This is a genomic window from Pseudomonas sp. NMI542_15 (assembly GCF_021283425.1).
GTDB lineage: Bacteria > Pseudomonadota > Gammaproteobacteria > Pseudomonadales > Pseudomonadaceae > Aquipseudomonas > Aquipseudomonas fortuita.
Genome location: NZ_JAJSRO010000033.1, coordinates 26,624 through 42,800, shown reverse-complemented (window position 1 = coordinate 42,800; position 16,177 = coordinate 26,624). Strand labels below are relative to the sequence as shown.

Annotated in this window: 15 protein-coding genes; 6 read left to right on the top strand and 9 right to left on the bottom strand. The window is 62.5% G+C overall.

What is annotated here, in order from left to right; genetic code table 11:
* Positions 1-631: 631 nt before the first annotated feature.
* A complete protein-coding gene (locus LU684_RS28635) occupies positions 632-2,542 on the bottom strand; it encodes a potassium transporter Kup (protein ID WP_232895294.1) in 1,911 nt (636 codons plus the stop codon).
* A 236-nt stretch (positions 2,543-2,778) separates the two neighbouring features.
* Here LU684_RS28635 and rimO point away from each other — a divergent pair, with 236 nt between their 5' ends.
* Positions 2,779-4,110, top strand: a complete 1,332-nt coding sequence (gene rimO, locus LU684_RS28630) for a 30S ribosomal protein S12 methylthiotransferase RimO (protein WP_016488669.1) — start codon at positions 2,779-2,781, stop codon at positions 4,108-4,110.
* 72 nt (positions 4,111-4,182) lie between these two features.
* Here rimO and LU684_RS28625 read toward each other — a convergent pair whose 3' ends face one another.
* Genes LU684_RS28625 through LU684_RS28610 form a run of 4 tightly spaced genes read right to left on the bottom strand, consistent with a single transcriptional unit; the run spans position 4,183 to position 8,081 of the window.
* Positions 4,183-4,932, bottom strand: coding sequence for a hypothetical protein (locus LU684_RS28625; protein WP_016488670.1), 750 nt, complete (start codon positions 4,930-4,932; stop codon positions 4,183-4,185).
* A gap of 54 nt (positions 4,933-4,986) precedes the next feature.
* A complete protein-coding gene (locus LU684_RS28620; protein WP_232895293.1) occupies positions 4,987-6,636 on the bottom strand; it encodes a DUF5666 domain-containing protein in 1,650 nt (549 codons plus the stop codon).
* The gene (locus LU684_RS28615; protein ID WP_442964213.1) at positions 6,633-7,427 is read right to left on the bottom strand and encodes a DUF6502 family protein; all 795 of its coding nucleotides are present in this window, start codon (positions 7,425-7,427) and stop codon (positions 6,633-6,635) included. Before LU684_RS28615 ends, LU684_RS28620 begins: the two co-directional genes overlap by 4 nt.
* Before the next feature lie 57 nt (positions 7,428-7,484).
* Complete coding sequence (locus tag LU684_RS28610; protein ID WP_434119749.1) at positions 7,485-8,081, bottom strand: hypothetical protein; 597 nt, start codon at positions 8,079-8,081, stop codon at positions 7,485-7,487.
* A gap of 189 nt (positions 8,082-8,270) precedes the next feature.
* On the opposite strand from LU684_RS28610, the gene LU684_RS28605 reads away from it, so the two are divergent.
* The 4 genes from LU684_RS28605 (at position 8,271) to tsaA (ending at position 10,719) form a co-directional block, all read left to right on the top strand.
* Positions 8,271-8,723 carry a GNAT family N-acetyltransferase gene (locus LU684_RS28605; RefSeq protein ID WP_016488674.1) on the top strand — a complete coding sequence of 151 codons (453 nt, stop codon included), beginning with the start codon at positions 8,271-8,273 and terminating at the stop codon, positions 8,721-8,723.
* Positions 8,724-8,800: 77 nt separating this feature from the next.
* The gene (locus LU684_RS28600; RefSeq protein ID WP_016488675.1) at positions 8,801-9,511 is read left to right on the top strand and encodes an rRNA pseudouridine synthase; all 711 of its coding nucleotides are present in this window, start codon (positions 8,801-8,803) and stop codon (positions 9,509-9,511) included.
* Positions 9,512-9,558: 47 nt separating this feature from the next.
* The gene (locus LU684_RS28595) at positions 9,559-10,020 is read left to right on the top strand and encodes a DUF1456 family protein (protein ID WP_016488676.1); all 462 of its coding nucleotides are present in this window, start codon (positions 9,559-9,561) and stop codon (positions 10,018-10,020) included.
* Positions 10,021-10,026: 6 nt separating this feature from the next.
* A complete protein-coding gene (tsaA, locus tag LU684_RS28590; protein WP_016488677.1) occupies positions 10,027-10,719 on the top strand; it encodes a tRNA (N6-threonylcarbamoyladenosine(37)-N6)-methyltransferase TrmO in 693 nt (230 codons plus the stop codon).
* Positions 10,720-10,793: 74 nt separating this feature from the next.
* Here the strand turns inward: tsaA and LU684_RS28585 are convergent, their stop codons facing one another.
* From LU684_RS28585 to LU684_RS28570, 4 genes are all read right to left on the bottom strand, one after another.
* A complete protein-coding gene (locus LU684_RS28585) occupies positions 10,794-12,116 on the bottom strand; it encodes a dicarboxylate/amino acid:cation symporter (protein WP_016488678.1) in 1,323 nt (440 codons plus the stop codon).
* Positions 12,117-12,423: 307 nt separating this feature from the next.
* Complete coding sequence (locus LU684_RS28580; protein WP_102689914.1) at positions 12,424-13,770, bottom strand: ATP-binding protein; 1,347 nt, start codon at positions 13,768-13,770, stop codon at positions 12,424-12,426.
* Complete coding sequence (locus tag LU684_RS28575) at positions 13,767-14,444, bottom strand: response regulator (protein WP_016488680.1); 678 nt, start codon at positions 14,442-14,444, stop codon at positions 13,767-13,769. The genes LU684_RS28580 and LU684_RS28575 overlap by 4 nt, the downstream gene beginning before the upstream one ends.
* Positions 14,445-14,593: 149 nt before the next feature.
* Positions 14,594-15,199, bottom strand: coding sequence for an outer membrane beta-barrel protein (locus LU684_RS28570; RefSeq protein ID WP_016488681.1), 606 nt, complete (start codon positions 15,197-15,199; stop codon positions 14,594-14,596).
* Between the two features lie 129 nt (positions 15,200-15,328).
* On the opposite strand from LU684_RS28570, the gene LU684_RS28565 reads away from it, so the two are divergent.
* Positions 15,329-16,123 carry a dienelactone hydrolase family protein gene (locus LU684_RS28565; RefSeq protein WP_016488682.1) on the top strand — a complete coding sequence of 265 codons (795 nt, stop codon included), beginning with the start codon at positions 15,329-15,331 and terminating at the stop codon, positions 16,121-16,123.
* Positions 16,124-16,177 lie beyond the last annotated feature (54 nt).

Sequence of the window (16,177 nt, the reverse complement as noted above, 5' to 3'; positions counted from 1 at the left end):
CCACAGGTATTACATAAGCCCTAAGCCTGCGCCGTACCTGTGGGAGCGGGCTTGTCCCGCGAACACCGGCAAAGCCGGTGCCAGACACCGCGTTTCCCGGTTTGTATCCAGGGCAAGCCTCCTCCCACAGTGATCGCGCCAGCTTTCAAGCATTGTGCAAGCCAGTTCCACAGGTATTACATAAGCCCTAAGCCTGCGCCGTACCTGTGGGAGCGGGCTTGTCCCGCGAACACCGGCAAAGCCGGTGCCAGACACCGCGTTTCCCCGGTTGTACCCAGGGCAAGCCTCCTCCCGCAGTGATCGCGCCAGCGTTCAAGCATTGTGCAAGCCAGTTCCACAGGTATTACATAAGCCCTAAGCCTGCGCTGTACCTGTGGGAGCGGGCTTGTCCCGAACACCGGCAAAGCCGGTGCCAGACACCGCGTTTCCCCGGTTGTACCCAGGTCAAGCCTCCTCCCGCAGTGATCGCGCTAGCGTTCAAGCATTGTGCAAGCCAGTCCCACAGGTATTACATAAGCCCTAAGCCTGCGCCGTACCTGTGGGAGCGGGCTTGTCCCGCGAACACCGGCAAAGCCGGTGCCAGGCACCGCGTTTCCCCGGTTTGTCCCCAGGGCAAGCCTCCTCCTGGCAGTCAGATCTCGACCTGGGTCCCCAGTTCGATCACCCGGTTCAGCGGCAGGTTGAAGAAGCGCAGGTTACCGTTGGCGTTCTTCAGCAAGAACGCAAACAGGTTGCCCCGCCAACGCGACATGCCTTCCAGACGTGAAGCGATGACCGTTTCGCGGCTCAGGAAGTAGGTAGTGCGCATCGGGGTGAAGTCCAGATCGTCCCGATGGCACAGCTTCAATGCCGCCGGCACGTCCGGCTCGTCCATGAAGCCAAAGTGCAACACCACACGGAAGAACCCGTCACCATAAGCCTCTACCTCGAAGCGCTCCTGTTCCGGTACCCGCGGCCGGTCCTCACTGACCACAGTCAGCAACACCACCTGGCTGTGCAGCACCTGGTTATGCAGCATGTTGTGCAGCAGCGCGTGGGGCACGGCATCAGACCGTGCAGTGAGGAACACCGCCGTGCCTTCGACCCGGTGCGGCGGCTGAATGCGAATACTGCTGATGAACAACGGCAACGGCAGCGCACCTTCGTCGATGCGTTCTACCAGGATCTGCTTGCCGCGTTTCCAGGTGCTCATCAGCAGGAACAACACCCCGCCGGCCAATACCGGAAAGGCACCGCCCTGGACGATTTTCGGCACGTTGGCAGCGAAAAACAGCCCATCGACAAGCAGGAAGCCCACCAGGATCGGCACGGCCAGCACCGGCGGCCACTTCCACAGCAGCAGCATCACCGCCGATACCAGAACGGTGGTCATCAGCATGGTGCCGGTCACCGCCACACCGTAGGCCGCCGCCAGGGCGCCGGACGACTCGAAGCCGATCACCAGCAGCACCACGCCCACCATCAACGTCCAGTTCACGGCACCAATGTAGATCTGCCCCTGTTCGTCGCTGGAGGTGTGCTGGATATGCATACGCGGAATGTAACCCAGCTGGATGGCCTGGCGGGTCAGGGAAAAGGCCCCGGAAATGACCGCCTGCGAGGCAATCACAGTGGCCATTGTGGCCAACCCGACCAACGGCAGCAGCGCCCAGTTCGGCGCCAGCAAGTAGAAGGGGTTACGCGCTGCCTCCGGGTCTTGCAGCAGCAGTGCACCCTGGCCGAAATAGTTGAGCACCAACGCGGGTAGCACCAGGATGAACCAGGCCCGGGCGATCGGCTTACGGCCAAAATGCCCCATGTCGGCGTACAGCGCCTCGGCGCCGGTCAGCGCCAGCACCACCGCGCCAAGAATGGCCACGCCCATGCCCGGGTGCACCACGAAAAAGTTGACTGCCCAGCCTGGGTTGAAGGCCTTGAGCACCTCCGGGCTCTGAGAGATACCGTGCACGCCCAATGCGCCCAGCACCACGAACCAGGTGACCATGATCGGGCCAAACAGCTTGCCGATCTTGTCGGTGCCGTGCTTCTGCACCAGGAACAGCGCCACCAGCACCACCAGCGAAATCGGCACCACCCAGTGGTCGATACCGTCAAACGCCAGGCCCATGCCCTCCACGGCCGACAGCACCGATACTGCCGGGGTGATCATGCTGTCGCCGTAGAACAGCGACGCGCCGATCAAGCCGCAGATCACCATCAGCGTGCGCAACCGCGGATAGGCAGCCGTGGCCCGCCGCGCCAGCGCGGTCAGCGCCATGGTGCCGCCCTCGCCCTGGTTGTCGGCCCGCAGGATGAACATCACGTACTTGAACGACACCACCCACAACAGCGACCACAGGATCAGCGACAGGATACCCAGCACGCCATCGTGGTTGACCGGCACTCCGTAACCGCCGGTGAAGACTTCCTTGAGGGTATACAAAGGGCTGGTGCCGATATCGCCATAAACCACCCCGACCGCCGCCACGAGCAGGCCAAGCGAGCGAGCCGCGCCCTGCTTTGCCGCGTGCCCGCCCTCGACGTGACTGCTTGCCTGAACCATCGACCACTCCCGCAGACGGCCATCTCGGCCTTTAGTATTCACTCGCGCGCCAGGCCCTCGAAGGCACCATCACGCAACGGCGCGAAGCATAGCGCAGCGTTCGTCGTATTTCTGCTGGTCAAGCGACCTTGCGCTCGCTAGAATTGCGCACTTTTTGATCAGAGGCGCTAAAAAGCGCCCGTCAAGATCGCCCGCGATTCCGGCCGGGCGACCTGTATTCAATACCGAGGTTAGTCATGTCCACCACGCCCGCCACCCCCAAGGTAGGTTTCGTAAGCCTGGGTTGCCCAAAAGCCCTGGTCGATTCCGAGCGCATCCTCACCCAGCTGCGCATGGAAGGCTATGAAGTCGTGCCCACCTACGAGGACGCCGACGTGGTGGTGGTCAACACCTGCGGCTTCATCGACAGCGCCAAGGCCGAGTCGCTTGAAGTGATCGGCGAAGCGATCAAGGAAAACGGCAAGGTCATCGTCACCGGCTGCATGGGTGTCGAGGAAGGCAGTATCCGTGACGTGCACCCGAGTGTACTGTCGGTCACCGGCCCACAGCAGTACGAGCAGGTGGTTAACGCAGTGCACGAAGTCGTGCCGCCGCGCCAGGACCACAACCCGCTGATCGACCTGGTGCCACCACAGGGCATCAAGCTGACCCCGCGCCACTATGCGTACCTGAAGATTTCCGAAGGCTGCAACCATAGCTGCAGCTTCTGCATCATCCCGTCGATGCGCGGCAAGCTGGTCAGCCGCCCGGTAGGTGAAGTGCTGAGCGAGGCCGAGCGCCTGGTCAAGGCCGGGGTCAAGGAGATCCTGGTGATTTCCCAGGACACCAGCGCCTACGGCGTAGACGTCAAGTACAAGACCGACTTCTGGAACGGCCGCCCGGTCAAGACCCGCATGCTTGAGCTGTGCGAGGCCCTGAGCAGCCTGGGCGCCTGGGTACGCCTGCACTATGTGTACCCCTACCCGAACGTCGACGACGTGATTCCGCTGATGGCCGCCGGCAAGATCCTGCCGTACCTGGACATCCCGTTCCAGCATGCCAGCCCGAAAGTGCTCAAGTCGATGAAGCGCCCTGCCTTCGAAGACCGCACCCTGGCGCGTATCAAGAACTGGCGCGAGCAGTGCCCTGAGCTGGTAATCCGCTCCACCTTCATCGTCGGCTTCCCGGGCGAGACCGAGGAAGATTTCCAGTACCTGCTGGACTGGCTGACTGAAGCCCAGCTCGACCGTGTGGGCTGCTTCCAGTACTCGCCGGTAGAAGGCGCCCCGGCCAACGACCTGGGCCTGGAAGAAGTGCCGGACGACATCAAGCAGCAGCGCTGGGACCGCTTCATGGCCCACCAGCAGGCCATCAGCACCGCCCGCCTGCAACTGCGCATCGGCAAGGAAATCGACGTGCTGATCGACGAAGTCGAGGAGCAAGGTTCGGTTGGCCGCAGTTTCTTCGATGCCCCGGAAATCGACGGCAGCGTTTTCATTGATGGCGACCATGGCTTCAAGCCGGGCGACAAAGTGCGTTGCCGTGTAGTGGATGCCGACGAATACGACATGTGGGCAGAGCCCATCTAAAGCGGCTGAAACATGAAAAGCCCCTGCCCTGCCATTCCACGCAAGGAATGACGCGAGCAGGGGCTTTTTTCGTCAGAACGTGTGAAACAGCATCAGGCCACCCTCTGCATCCGGGCTCGCATCAGAGAAGCCTTTAACCGCGTAGAGCTGGACTTTCCATTGCTGGTTGAGCTTGTGGGTCAGGAACAGGGTGAGCTCCTTGATCTGCGAACCGGTCGAGACCACTTTCTGCCGCCAGTCGTAGGAGGCGCCCGCCGAAGTACCCGCAGCCACTGGCAGGGCGAAGCCGAGGCTGACAAATACCGGGTCGTCGAAATCGCTGTCGGGCGGGTCGCCGAACTTCTTCCAGCCCAATGTCGCGAAACCGGTGACCGGGCCAAAGCCCTTGGTGATGTCGACCTGGGCGGTGTAGTCATATTCACCGGTGCCAAGGCACTGGTCTTCATCGGCGGTTGGGAATTTGACCTTGCCGATCAGGTCGAGCATCAGGCCCCCGTCACTGCCATCTAGCAGGGCATACCCGGCGCTGGCGACCGTGTCACCCAGCCCGCTCTCCACATCCCGGCAACCTCCGGGCAAGGGGTCACCATTGGGGCCTACTTCCGGGTTGGTGATGCGCAACCAGGGCACGGTGACCTTGTAGGTCATGGGGCCGGTTTCATATTTGCCGACCACGGGGACGTACCAGATTTCCGAAGTGGTACCTGTGCCATAGTCGCCACTTGAATAGTCCATGCCGATGGCGGTGCTGAAGGTATCGGCCACGGTCGACGCACTGGTACATGACAGCAGGCAGGCAAAAAGAGGGAGCGCGGGTCTCATCTGCACCTCAGTACCCCTTCGGGAAGTGTGGTCGGACTTCCCCAGCCTAGTTGCCTAACGCCCGGATCGCTCCGGATGCTCTACTTTTTCGACGGTCTCTACCTTTTGCGGCCTTTCGATGGTTTCGATTTTCTCGACTTTTTCCACCTTCTCGACCTTTTCAGGCTTTTCGACTTTCTCTACCTTTTCAGGCTTTTCCACCTTCTCGACCTTCTCAACTTTTTCTACTTTCTCGACCTTTTCAGGCTTTTCCACTTTCTCGACCTTCTCAACTTTTTCTACTTTCTCAACCTTTTCCACTTTCTCGACTTCAACCTTCTCTACCCGATCACCCTTGCCACTGTTGCTGCTCTCGGGCTGCTCCACGGTTTCGACATGCTCTGACTTACCAGACTTGTCCACGCTTTCAGACCTGCCGTGACCACTGGCGTCTTCAACGGTACTGCGCCCTCTGTGATCATCACTGCTTTCGCTGCGAACGCTGGTCGCCTCGCTTGTTCCATGGCCGCTGTTGTCGGAGCCGGCTGAGTCAATGCTGCCGTGCTCGCCGCCATGCCCCGAATGGCCTCGGCCCGGGTTGTCAGCACGGTCATCCTGGAATTCCACACGGGTGGCCCGTAACTCGTGAGTACCACTGAGCACGCCGCTCACCCGAACGCGTTGATCGAGCGCCAATCCTGCAGGCTGCCTGCCGACAACCACAGTGCCCTGCCCCAGCGTCACATTAATGCCCGCGACCACCAGTTGCCGTGCCTGAACGCGCTGCACCAGCCCTTCGACCACCGCCTGCTGTACACGGCCAGCAAACGGCAGGCTCGGGTCTGGGCGGGTTTGTGCCACTTCCAGCTGGCGCCCGGTCCACTGGCCGCGCACCAGCACTTCCCGCGCGGGGGCTACGCGGGTGCCCAGCGTCAACCCTTGCAGGCTGCCTGGGCGGTCGATTGCACCAATGGCACTGGCCTCCCTGAGGCCCGGCGCCCGTTCGATACGGGTTGCCACCACTTCGCCCGTGGCATCGCGCAAGCCGCTGACCCGGACCGGCTCGCCCGCACGCAGCCCTTCAGCCACCCGCGCGCCTTCGGCGAGCCGCACAGGCTGGCCCATCACCCGCAGGGGGGCCGAAGCATTGGGGAGCGCCGTCAGCGGCCCTTCGTAGACGTTGAGGATCGAGATACGCCCTGCCTGGAGACCGCGCTGGGTGGCAATTGCCTCCACCGCTACAACCTGCCCGATCGCCAAGTGAGCACTGCTGGCGGGTGCACCGTTTTCACTCACCGGCACGTTTTTGCCATAGTGCACTTCCATGCCATTGACGCAGATCGAAGCAAACCCGGTGATGGTGCCGACGATGCCGGTACCACCGGTACCGCCTGGGCGCAGGATCGGCGCACCGGTACCGCCTACCCCGCCATTACCGTTATCAGAGTAGGTGCCGTCCACACCTTCGGCCACCGCGCCAGTACCGCCGGTGCCGCCAGGACGTTGCGGGAAGGGCGCGCCAGTGCCGCCGACACCACCGTTTCCACTGCGTGCACCGGTACCGCCTGTCCCCCCCGGAAACTGCAGGCCTGTGGCACCGGCCATGCCCACTTCGTCGCGGCTGACACAAACCGGTGCTGCGACCACATCGGCAGGCGCCGCCAGGTTCAACCCCAGGACCAGGGCAAAGGCAACGACACGGAGGCAGCGCGTGAGGGGCGTCATGGGCCTGGCGTCTTGGACAATTCGGGGTCGGTAGCTTCAGTGTAGAAATAAAGCCCGACAGTGATGCGCTGAGGTTGCTCCGCGCTGGGCACATCAACGCTTTCCAGCTCTGCTGCGAGCCGGCTGAAGGCCAGCAGCGTCTGCATGCCATCTTTGGCAACCACTTCACGCACGTGCTCGACGCTGGCCGGGCTCAAAGCATCGTAGTGCACACTGCGTTCGAAGAACGGCAGGCCCTGGCCACTGAGGTTGTGCACCGCTGCGCAGGCATGGTCATGCAGGTTGTGGCCGAAGTACGCGGCTTTTTCATCGAAACCTTTCTGCGGCACGAACGCCTTGGCTTCCAGGTGCACACGATCCTGCTCATCAAGCCGGACGATGCCAAGGCGCAACCACTCATCCAGCACCACACGCCCGCGGATATCAGTGCTGACCGTGGCCACCAAGGCATCGAATGAACACTCGCCACCCACACTTGCCAAACGCGGCAGTGCCAGGGCCTGGCCAGGTGCCGAGCAGAACGGCGGGCGGGTGGTCCATGCATTGACCAACTGTGCGCCCAGGGTGATGTTCGCCGGCAAGGCCTCGAGTGCCGTGCCACCTTCGCTGCGCAGCCGCCGGACATCCTTGCGATGCACACCCGTGAGCAGGCTGATGCGACTGTCGGTGGGCGGGGCGCCGTCCAGGCCAAACTCACGATGGGCTACGTCGACGAACACTTCCTTGAGCAGGTCGGCGAACATCGTATAGCTAACCCCTTTGCGCAACATCAAGCGCACCAGCGGGCGCATGACACGCCGCAGTGCGCTTAACAGCGAAGCGGGCAGAGTTGGGCTGATCAACGCCTGTCAGCCCCTGCTGTTGTCATCACCCGGTTCGCCACCCACATGGTTGCCGTGATCATCACCAGGTTCACCACCAACGTGATTGCCGTGATCATCGCCAGGCTCGCCGCCGACATGGTTGCCATGATCGTCACCGGGCTCGCCGCCCACGTGATTGCCGTGATCGTCACCGGGCTCCCCCCCCACATGATTGCCATGATCGTCACCCGCTTCAGCATGGTTGCCGCTGCGCCCAGCGTTTGAATCACCGGCGTGGCCCTGGCCGCTGCCACTGTTGCCGGCATGGCCACCGCCGTCTCCTCCACTGCCGTGGCCACCACCGCCGCCACTTCCACCGCCGCTTCCGCCCCCACCACCGTGGCCACCACCACCGCCGCTTCCGCCACCACCGTGGCCACCCCCTCCACCGCCGCTTCCACCTCCGTGGCCCCCCCCACCACCACCGCTTCCACCTCCGTGTCCGCCACCGCCACCGCCATCTTTGGCGTAGGCGCTGGAGCCATGAGAAATCGAGTCAGGGATCAAAACAACGGCCGTCGACAGCACGCCCGCTACAGCAGCCGCGATTAAAGCCTTCTTGAACAGCAGGTGGATTTGCATGGTCCGTCTCCAGATAGTCGCCACGAGAACGCCAGATCAGTACGAATCTTTTTCGAATTTTCTTTTTGTGGGATTTTTTCCCACGCTTAATTAATAGACCCCTGCACCCCACCGTTCAAGCACAGCACGGACAAGCCGACCGGTGGTTGGCCTGCTATGTTTTCCCTATCGCCATGGAGGACCACCGGCATGCAATCGCTACTGACGCTGCAAACCCCGCACTTGCGCGATTACGGCGAGCTGGTACAGATCTGGGAGGACTCGGTGCGTGCCACTCACGATTTTCTGCCCGAGGGGTACATCGTGTTACTGCGCGAACAGGTGCTGCGCCGCTACCTCGACGCGGTGATGCTGATCTGCTGCAAGGACCGGCAACGCATCTGTGGCTTTGCCGGGGTCGCCAACGGGCGCGTGGACATGCTGTTTGTTGCGCCTGAGTACCGTGGCAAAGGGGTAGGCAAGCGCCTGCTGCACTATGCGATCAACGAGCTGAATGCCGAGCGCCTGGACGTCAACGAGCAAAACCCTCAGGCCTTGGGCTTTTACCTGCATGAAGGCTTCGAGGTGATCGGCCGATCGGAAACCGACGGCTTGGGCCAGCCCTACCCGCTGCTGCACATGCGCCTTTGCAAAATGGCGTAAATGACACAGATTCCCAGCCCCTCTGCCGCTCAGGCAGGTACAATGCTGGCCTTTCCCTGCCTCTGCGAATTGCCGTCATGTCCGAACCCGTCCGCCTGTCCAAACGCCTTATCGAGCAACTTGGCTGCTCCCGCCGCGATGCCGAGCTCTATATCGAAGGCGGCTGGGTCACAGTCGACGGCGTGGTGGTCGAGCAGCCGCAGTTCAAGGTCGAACACCAGCACGTCGAGCTGCTCCCGGGTGCCCGGGTCGAAGCGCTGGAGCCGGTAACCCTGCTGCTCAACCAGGCGGCCGGCGTGGACAGCGAAAGCGCCCGCGCCAGCATGAACATGGGCAACCTCAGCGAGGCGCACCGCGAAGGTGTGCGCGCCCTGCACGGGCATTTCACCCGGCAGGCCTGCGTGGCACCGCTCGAGCGCGGCGCCAGCGGCTTGCAGGTATTCACCCAGGACTGGCGGGTCAGCCGCAAGATCGAGGCCGACCTGCGTCGCCTGGAGCAGGAGTTTATTGTCGAAGTGCGCGGCGAGACCACACCTCAGGCGCTGGAACGCCTGGCGCGCGGTGCTACGCGCAATGACCGCGAGCTGCCCAAGGCCAAGGCCAGCTGGCAGAACGAGACCCACCTGCGCATGGTCGTGAAAAACCCCCAGCCCGGGCAAATCGCCGAGCTGTGCGCCTACCTGCGCCTGGAACTGGTCAGCATGCGCCGCATTCGCCTGGGCGGGGTGTCGATGGGCAAGCTGCCCCTGGGTCAATGGCGCTACATGGCGACCACCGAACGTTTCTAAGCAATACGCCACGCACAAGCGTGGCACCTGAACAGGATTCTGCAGCAATGAACCACAACGACGTCCTGCGCAGCCTGCGCTACATGCTCAAGGTGAACGACGCCAAGATGGCCGAGATCATCGGCCTTTCCGGCCTCGAAGTGCACCCTCAGGTATTGGCCACCTACCTGAAGAAGGAAGAAGAGGAAGGCTTCGTGCGTTGCCCTGATCGGGTGATGGCGCACTTTCTCGATGGCCTGGTGATCCACCGCCGCGGCAAGGACGACAGCCGCCCGCCGCAGCCGGTAGAGCTGCCAGTGACCAACAACCTCATCCTCAAGAAGCTGCGGGTGGCCTTCGAACTGAAGGAAGACGACCTGCACACGATCCTCAAGTCGGTCAATTTCCCGGTCAGCAAGCCTGAACTTAGCGCGCTGTTCCGTAAAGCCGGCCACGAAAACTATCGCCCATGCGGCGACCAGTTGCTGCGCAACTTCCTCAAAGGCCTGACCCAGCGCGTGCGCGGCTGATTGGCCATGCAGCATACGGTTGCTCCGGTCGGCATCGTCCGCTCCTGCTTCAAGGAAAAATTCGCCATCCCGCGCCAGCCCCAACTGGCGCCTGCCGCGCGCGGCGTGCTCGAACTGCTGCCGCCGTTCGACCAAGGGGATGCGGTCGAAGGCCTGGAGCAGGTCAGCCATGTCTGGCTGCTGTTCCTGTTCCACCAGGCCCTGGAGGACAAGCCGCGCCTGAAAGTGCGGCCACCGCGGCTGGGCGGCAACAAGAGCATGGGGGTGTTCGCCACCCGTGCAACCCACCGGCCAAACGGCATCGGCCAGTCGGTGGTACGCCTGGAGGGTGTGGAGCCGGGGCGCCTGTTGCTGTCCGGCATCGATCTGCTCGATGGCACGCCGGTACTGGACATCAAGCCCTATGTGCCGTATGCCGACAGCATTGCAGACGCCAGCAACCAGATGGCCAACGCAGCGCCCGCCGCAATTGCCGTACAGTGGGGCGACAACGCCCTGCCCCAGGCCCGCGAGCATGCACTGCGCCTGGCTGAACCGCTGGTAGAACTGATTGAACAATGCTTGGCGCAAGACCCGAGACCGGCTTACCAGGTACCGCCGGCCGAACGGGTCTACGGGGTGAAGTTCTGGGATGTGCAGGTGAGGTGGCATTACCCTCAGCCGGATGTGATCCGGGTGCTGGAGGTGGTGCCGGCCTGACCGCGCACCGAGGCGAACCACACACATTAAAAAGGCGACCCGAGGGTCGCCTTTTTCGTACAACAGCCGCGCGATCAGCGCGCTGGGCCTTCTGCCACGCCCAGGTCATCGGTCGGACGGGTATCGACCAGCGGTGCACCACCGGAGGCCAGTTCGGAGGCCAGCTTGTCGTTGTCCATTTCCTTGACCCACTTGGCCACGACCACCGTGGCAACGGCGTTGCCCACCAGGTTGGTCAGTGCGCGGGCTTCGGACATGAAGCGGTCGATGCCGAGGATCAGCGCCAGGCCAGCTACCGGCAGGTGGCCAACAGCCGACAGGGTGGCGGCCAGCACGATGAAGCCCGAACCGGTCACGCCGGCAGCACCTTTGGAAGCCACCAGCAGCACCAGCAGCAGGGTGATCTGGTGGGTGATGTCCATGGTGGTATCGGTGGCCTGGGCGATGAACACCGCAGCCATGGTCAGGTAGATCGAGGTGCCGTCCAGGTTGAACGAGTAACCGGTCGGAATGACCAGGCCGACGACCGACTTCTTGGCGCCCAGGCGCTCCATCTTGGCCAGCATGCGGGGCAGGGCCGATTCCGAGGAGGAAGTACCCAGCACGATCAGCAGCTCTTCACGGATGTAGCGGATCAGCTTGAGTACGCTGAAGCCATGGGCGCGGCAGATACCGCCCAGCACCACCAGCACGAACAGCAGGCAGGTGATGTAGAAGCAGGCCATCAGGTAACCCAGTTGCACCAACGAACCAACGCCGTACTGGCCGATGGTGAAGGCCATGGCGCCGAAAGCACCGATCGGGGCCAGCTTCATGATCATGTTGATGATGTTGAACATGACATGGGCGAAGCGGTCGATCATATCCAGCAACGGCTTGCCGTAGCTGCCCAGGCGATGCAGGGCGAAGCCGAACAGCACGGAGAACATCAGCACCTGCAGGATATCGCCATTGGCGAAGGCGCCGACCACGGTGTTAGGGATGACGTTGAGCAGGAAGCCGACGGTGGTCTGCTGCGCGCCGGCGGCGGCGTAGGCAGCCACACTGCTGGCGTTCAGGGTGCTGACGTCGATGTGCATGCCAGCGCCTGGCTTGACCACGTTGACGACGACGAGGCCGATGATCAGGGCGATGGTGGAGACGATTTCAAAGTACAGCAGCGCGTAGCCGCCAGTCTTGCCAACCGACTTCATGCTCTGCATGCCGGCGATGCCGCTGACCACGGTGCAGAAGATGATCGGGGCGATGACCATCTTGATCAGTTTGACGAAGCCGTCACCCAAGGGTTTGAGGGCAACGCCCGTTTCCGGGTAGTAGTGGCCGAGCAGGATGCCGATGGTGATGGCAACGATCACCTGGACATACAGGGATTTGTACAGCGGCTGACGTGTCGTCATGGCTCATTTTCCTCAAGTGTGCCGGTTCACCCTTCCCAGGGTGATGCGGCACCTGAATCGCTAACCCTCCTGCACTTGGAGGGATTTGTCGTTGTGTTCGAGCTGCCTGGGCAGGCCTCTGCCATGATCAATAGCAAGGGTGGTGCCAAAATGCCCATGAAGGGTGCAAGGGCCACATTTGCTGGGGATAAATGCCCAACGACAGGGCGATTTGCCTGAGGAAGGCTGGCGGATTTCCGCCCGGTGGCGGTTTTTGTACACGGGGTATGGCGGGAATCCGCCCTCCTGAATCAGAAGTGCCGGCCAATCAATCGAGGTGGAAAGTGATTCTGAACGCCGCGCCCCCCAAGGGCGAGTCCCCCAGGCTCAGCTCGGCGTCATAGCTGTCGACAATGTCCTTGACCACCGCCAGCCCGATGCCCTGGCCCGGGTGCTGGCTGTCCAGCCGCTCACCGCGCTCCAGAATGCGCTCACGCTGGTCGGCCGGCACCCCGGGCCCATCATCTTCGATACACAAGGTCAACTGCCCGGGCGCCTGCTCAAGGCTAACCCGCACCTGGCCCAGGCTCAGGCGGTAGGCGTTTTCCAGCAGGTTGCCCAGCATTTCCAGCAAGGCGCCCTGCTCCATCGGCACCTGCGCCGCATCGGGCACTTCCAGCGTCACGTTCACCCGCTTGTCCCGGTACACCTTGGCCAAGGTGCTGCACAGGCTATCGAGCAACGGCCGCAGCCTCACGCTGTGGCGTACCAGGCCGCTCTTGCGCAGGCTGGCACGTTGCAACTGATAGTCGATCTGCTGGCTCATGCGCTCGATCTGGCTTTGTAGCACCCGCGCCTGCTCGCGCTCACCGCTACGCTGCTGCAGGCTTTCGCCCACACCTTGCAACACCGCCAGTGGCGTCTTCAGGCTGTGCGCCAGGTCGTCCAGTGAATCGCGGTAGCGCGTGCGCTGCTCACGCTCACTGCGCAACAGACGGTTGAGCGAGCGGGTCAGGCGCAACAACTCACGAGGGTGCTCGCCGCTCAGGCCATCGCGTGTGCCCGACTCCACTTCATCCAGCTCGCGGCTCAGCCGGCGCAACGAGCGCAGGCCCCAGGTCAGGCCAGCCCATAGCAATACCATCAGCGCCAGCAAGGCAGCACCAAAGCCCAGATAGAGCTTTTCCCGCAGGCCATTGAGGGTAGCCTTGTACTCGCTCACCGGCTGCAGGGCGACAATGCTGTAAGCAGCGCTCTGCCCCCCCAGCAGCTTGATCTCAACGTCGTACACGAAGAATTCTTCGCCATCTGCCTGGTGAATGCGGGCAAATTCGTTGCCGCGCCCGTCATATCGGGGGCGGTAGTTGATGTGCCGATCGGCGGTGGCACGCGACTGCCAGACAAGGTTGCCATCGCGGTCAAAGATGTAGCCGAGCAAGCCCGTGTAAGGCAGGTTGTAGCGCTCGTCCGGCAGCAGCGTCGGCATCTGCAGCTGGCCATGCTCGATACGCGCGGCGGAAATCAACGTGGTCACATCCGAAGCCAGGCGCTGCTCGATCGATTCCTGCAGGGCGAGGCTGAAGGCCTTCTGCAAGGCCGGCAGCAGGGCCAACATGAACAGCAATGCCAGCACGGCTGCGGCCAGCATCAGGCGTACCCGCAGCGAGCGGATCATCGGCAGCGCTCGGTGAACAGATAACCCAGGCCGCGCACGGTGTCGATGGGCTTGAAGCCATGCTCGCCCTCAAGTTTACGGCGCAGGCGGCCAACCAGTACTTCGATCACATTGGGGTCGCGCTCCTCGTCCCCCGGGTACAGCTGCTCCATCAGGCGGTCCTTGGCCACCACCTGCTGATGATGGCGCATGAGGTATTCGAGAATCCGGTACTCGTAGGCAGTCAGCGCCAAGGGCTGGTCGTCGAGGGTAGCCTGCTTGCGGTTGAGGTCGAGTACCAAGGGGCCAGCAGCGATGGTCGACTGGGTGAAGCCGCTGGAGCGGCGCAACAGGGCATTCAGCCGCGCTTCGAGCTCTTCGAACTGGAACGGCTTGACCAGATAGTCGTCGGCACCGGCGGCCAGGCCCTCGACCTTGTCTTGCCAGTTGCCGCGGGCGGTGAGGATGAGAATGGGGAAGGTCTTGTCCTGGTTACGCAGGCGCGTGATCAGCTCCAGGCCACTGATACCGGGCAGGCCCAGGTCGATGATGGCCAGGTCGAAGTGGTATTGCCCAGCCTGGAACAGCGCCTCCTCGGCATCGGCGACCGCCTCGACCACATGGCCGCTTTCGCCCAAGCGGGTGTAGAGGTGATGGCGAAGCAGGGCTTCGTCCTCGACCACCAGCAATTTCATGTGCAGCTCCTTGTGTGTATTGCCTGTGCCGGCCCTTTCGCGGCTAAAGCCGCTCCCACAGGTGCTGCACACGTCTCAGGAACTGTGCGATCCCTGTGGGAGCGGCTTTAGCCGCAAAAGGGCCGGTACAGGATAACGCGGCTCGCGCGTCAGAACTTGTAGCTTGCGGCCAGATAAGTCTGCGCACTGCTGGTCAGGCGCAGGGTGCCGTCCTTGGGCCCGCCATGCGCGCCCACTTCCGTCGCGGCATTGGTGCGCAGGTAACGATAGCCCAGCTCCACCGAAGCCTTGTCGGTGATGTCCTGGATCACGCCGGCCTGCAGGCCGTAGGCATAACCGTAGTCGGTATCCCGGCTGGCCCCGGGCGAGTCCTGGGTGAGCTTGGTCATGCCCAGGCTGCCACCGCCGAACAGTTTGGTGGTATCGCCCACCGGCAGGAACAAGTCGTAGCTGCCCAGCAGGTTTTCCTGGCGCAACTTCAGGCCACTGTGGTCGCCTGAAACGTTGTCATAAGTCATGTAGTAGCGGCCCTGGTCGTTGATCTTGCCCACACGTACACCCCAGGTGTCGTCCTTGCCGATGATGCCATCGGCGTTGAGCTGGTCAGTGTTGCGCTGCAGCAGGCCGGATTTGCGAACCTTGTCGCTGGTCTGGCCGTAGGTCAGGCTGGCGAAGTTGTCGTCGGCGGCCTGGGCAGTGGTGATGCCAGCGGCACAGACGGCCATGGCGGCAAGCAGGGTGTTGAAGGTTTTCATGGCTGGATACTCCAGTTGGGTGCGCTGTTTCGGTCTGGAAGCTAGAGTAAGGAAGGCACCCTGAACCGTGACTGAACCCTGGCTGAACACCGGCTGAACGAACTGTCTGCAAGACAAGGAGTAGTAAAGATGCGTGCCCTGCTGGCCCTGACCCTGATGTGCAGCGCCGCCCTCGCCCAGGCGGCAATAGTGACCCGCGAGATCCCCTATCAGGACGCCGAGGGCAAGCGCTTGATCGGCTACTACGCCTATGATGATGCAGTCCAAGGCAAGCGTCCGGGCATCGTCGTGGTGCATGAATGGTGGGGGCTGAATGACTATGCCAAGCGCCGCGCCCGTGACCTCGCGGCCTTGGGTTACAGTGCGCTGGCCATCGACATGTATGGCGATGGCAAGCAGACCGAACATCCGCAGGATGCCCAAGCGTTCATGGCCGAAGCGATGAAAGACCCGGCGGCGGCCGCCAAGCGCTTCGACGCCGGCCTGAAACTGCTGGAACTACAGCCTTACACCGATAAGAGCAGTTTAGGTGCCGTCGGTTACTGCTTCGGCGGCAAGGTGGTGCTCGATGCAGCACGACGCGGCGTGGACAAGCTCGATGCAGTGGTGAGCTTCCACGGTGCACTGGCCACACAGACGCCGGCCCAGGCTGGCAAGGTGAAGGCCTATGTACTGGTCGAGCACGGCGCCGCAGACAGCATGGTCACCCAAGAGCAGGTCAATGCGTTCAAAGCGGAAATGGACGCCGCCAAGGTCAACTACCAGTTCGTCAACATTCCGGGGGCCAAGCATGGCTTCACCAACCCGGATGCCGACCGCTTGAGCCATGGTGAGCATGGCGGACCGGATATAGGCTACAACAAGGCTGCGGACGAGAGCTCTTGGGCGGATATGCAGGCGTTCTTCAAGCAGGTGTTCAAATAAGGATTAGCGCAAACCTCAAGCGCTGCGCAACACCTGTGGGAGCTGGCTTGCCGG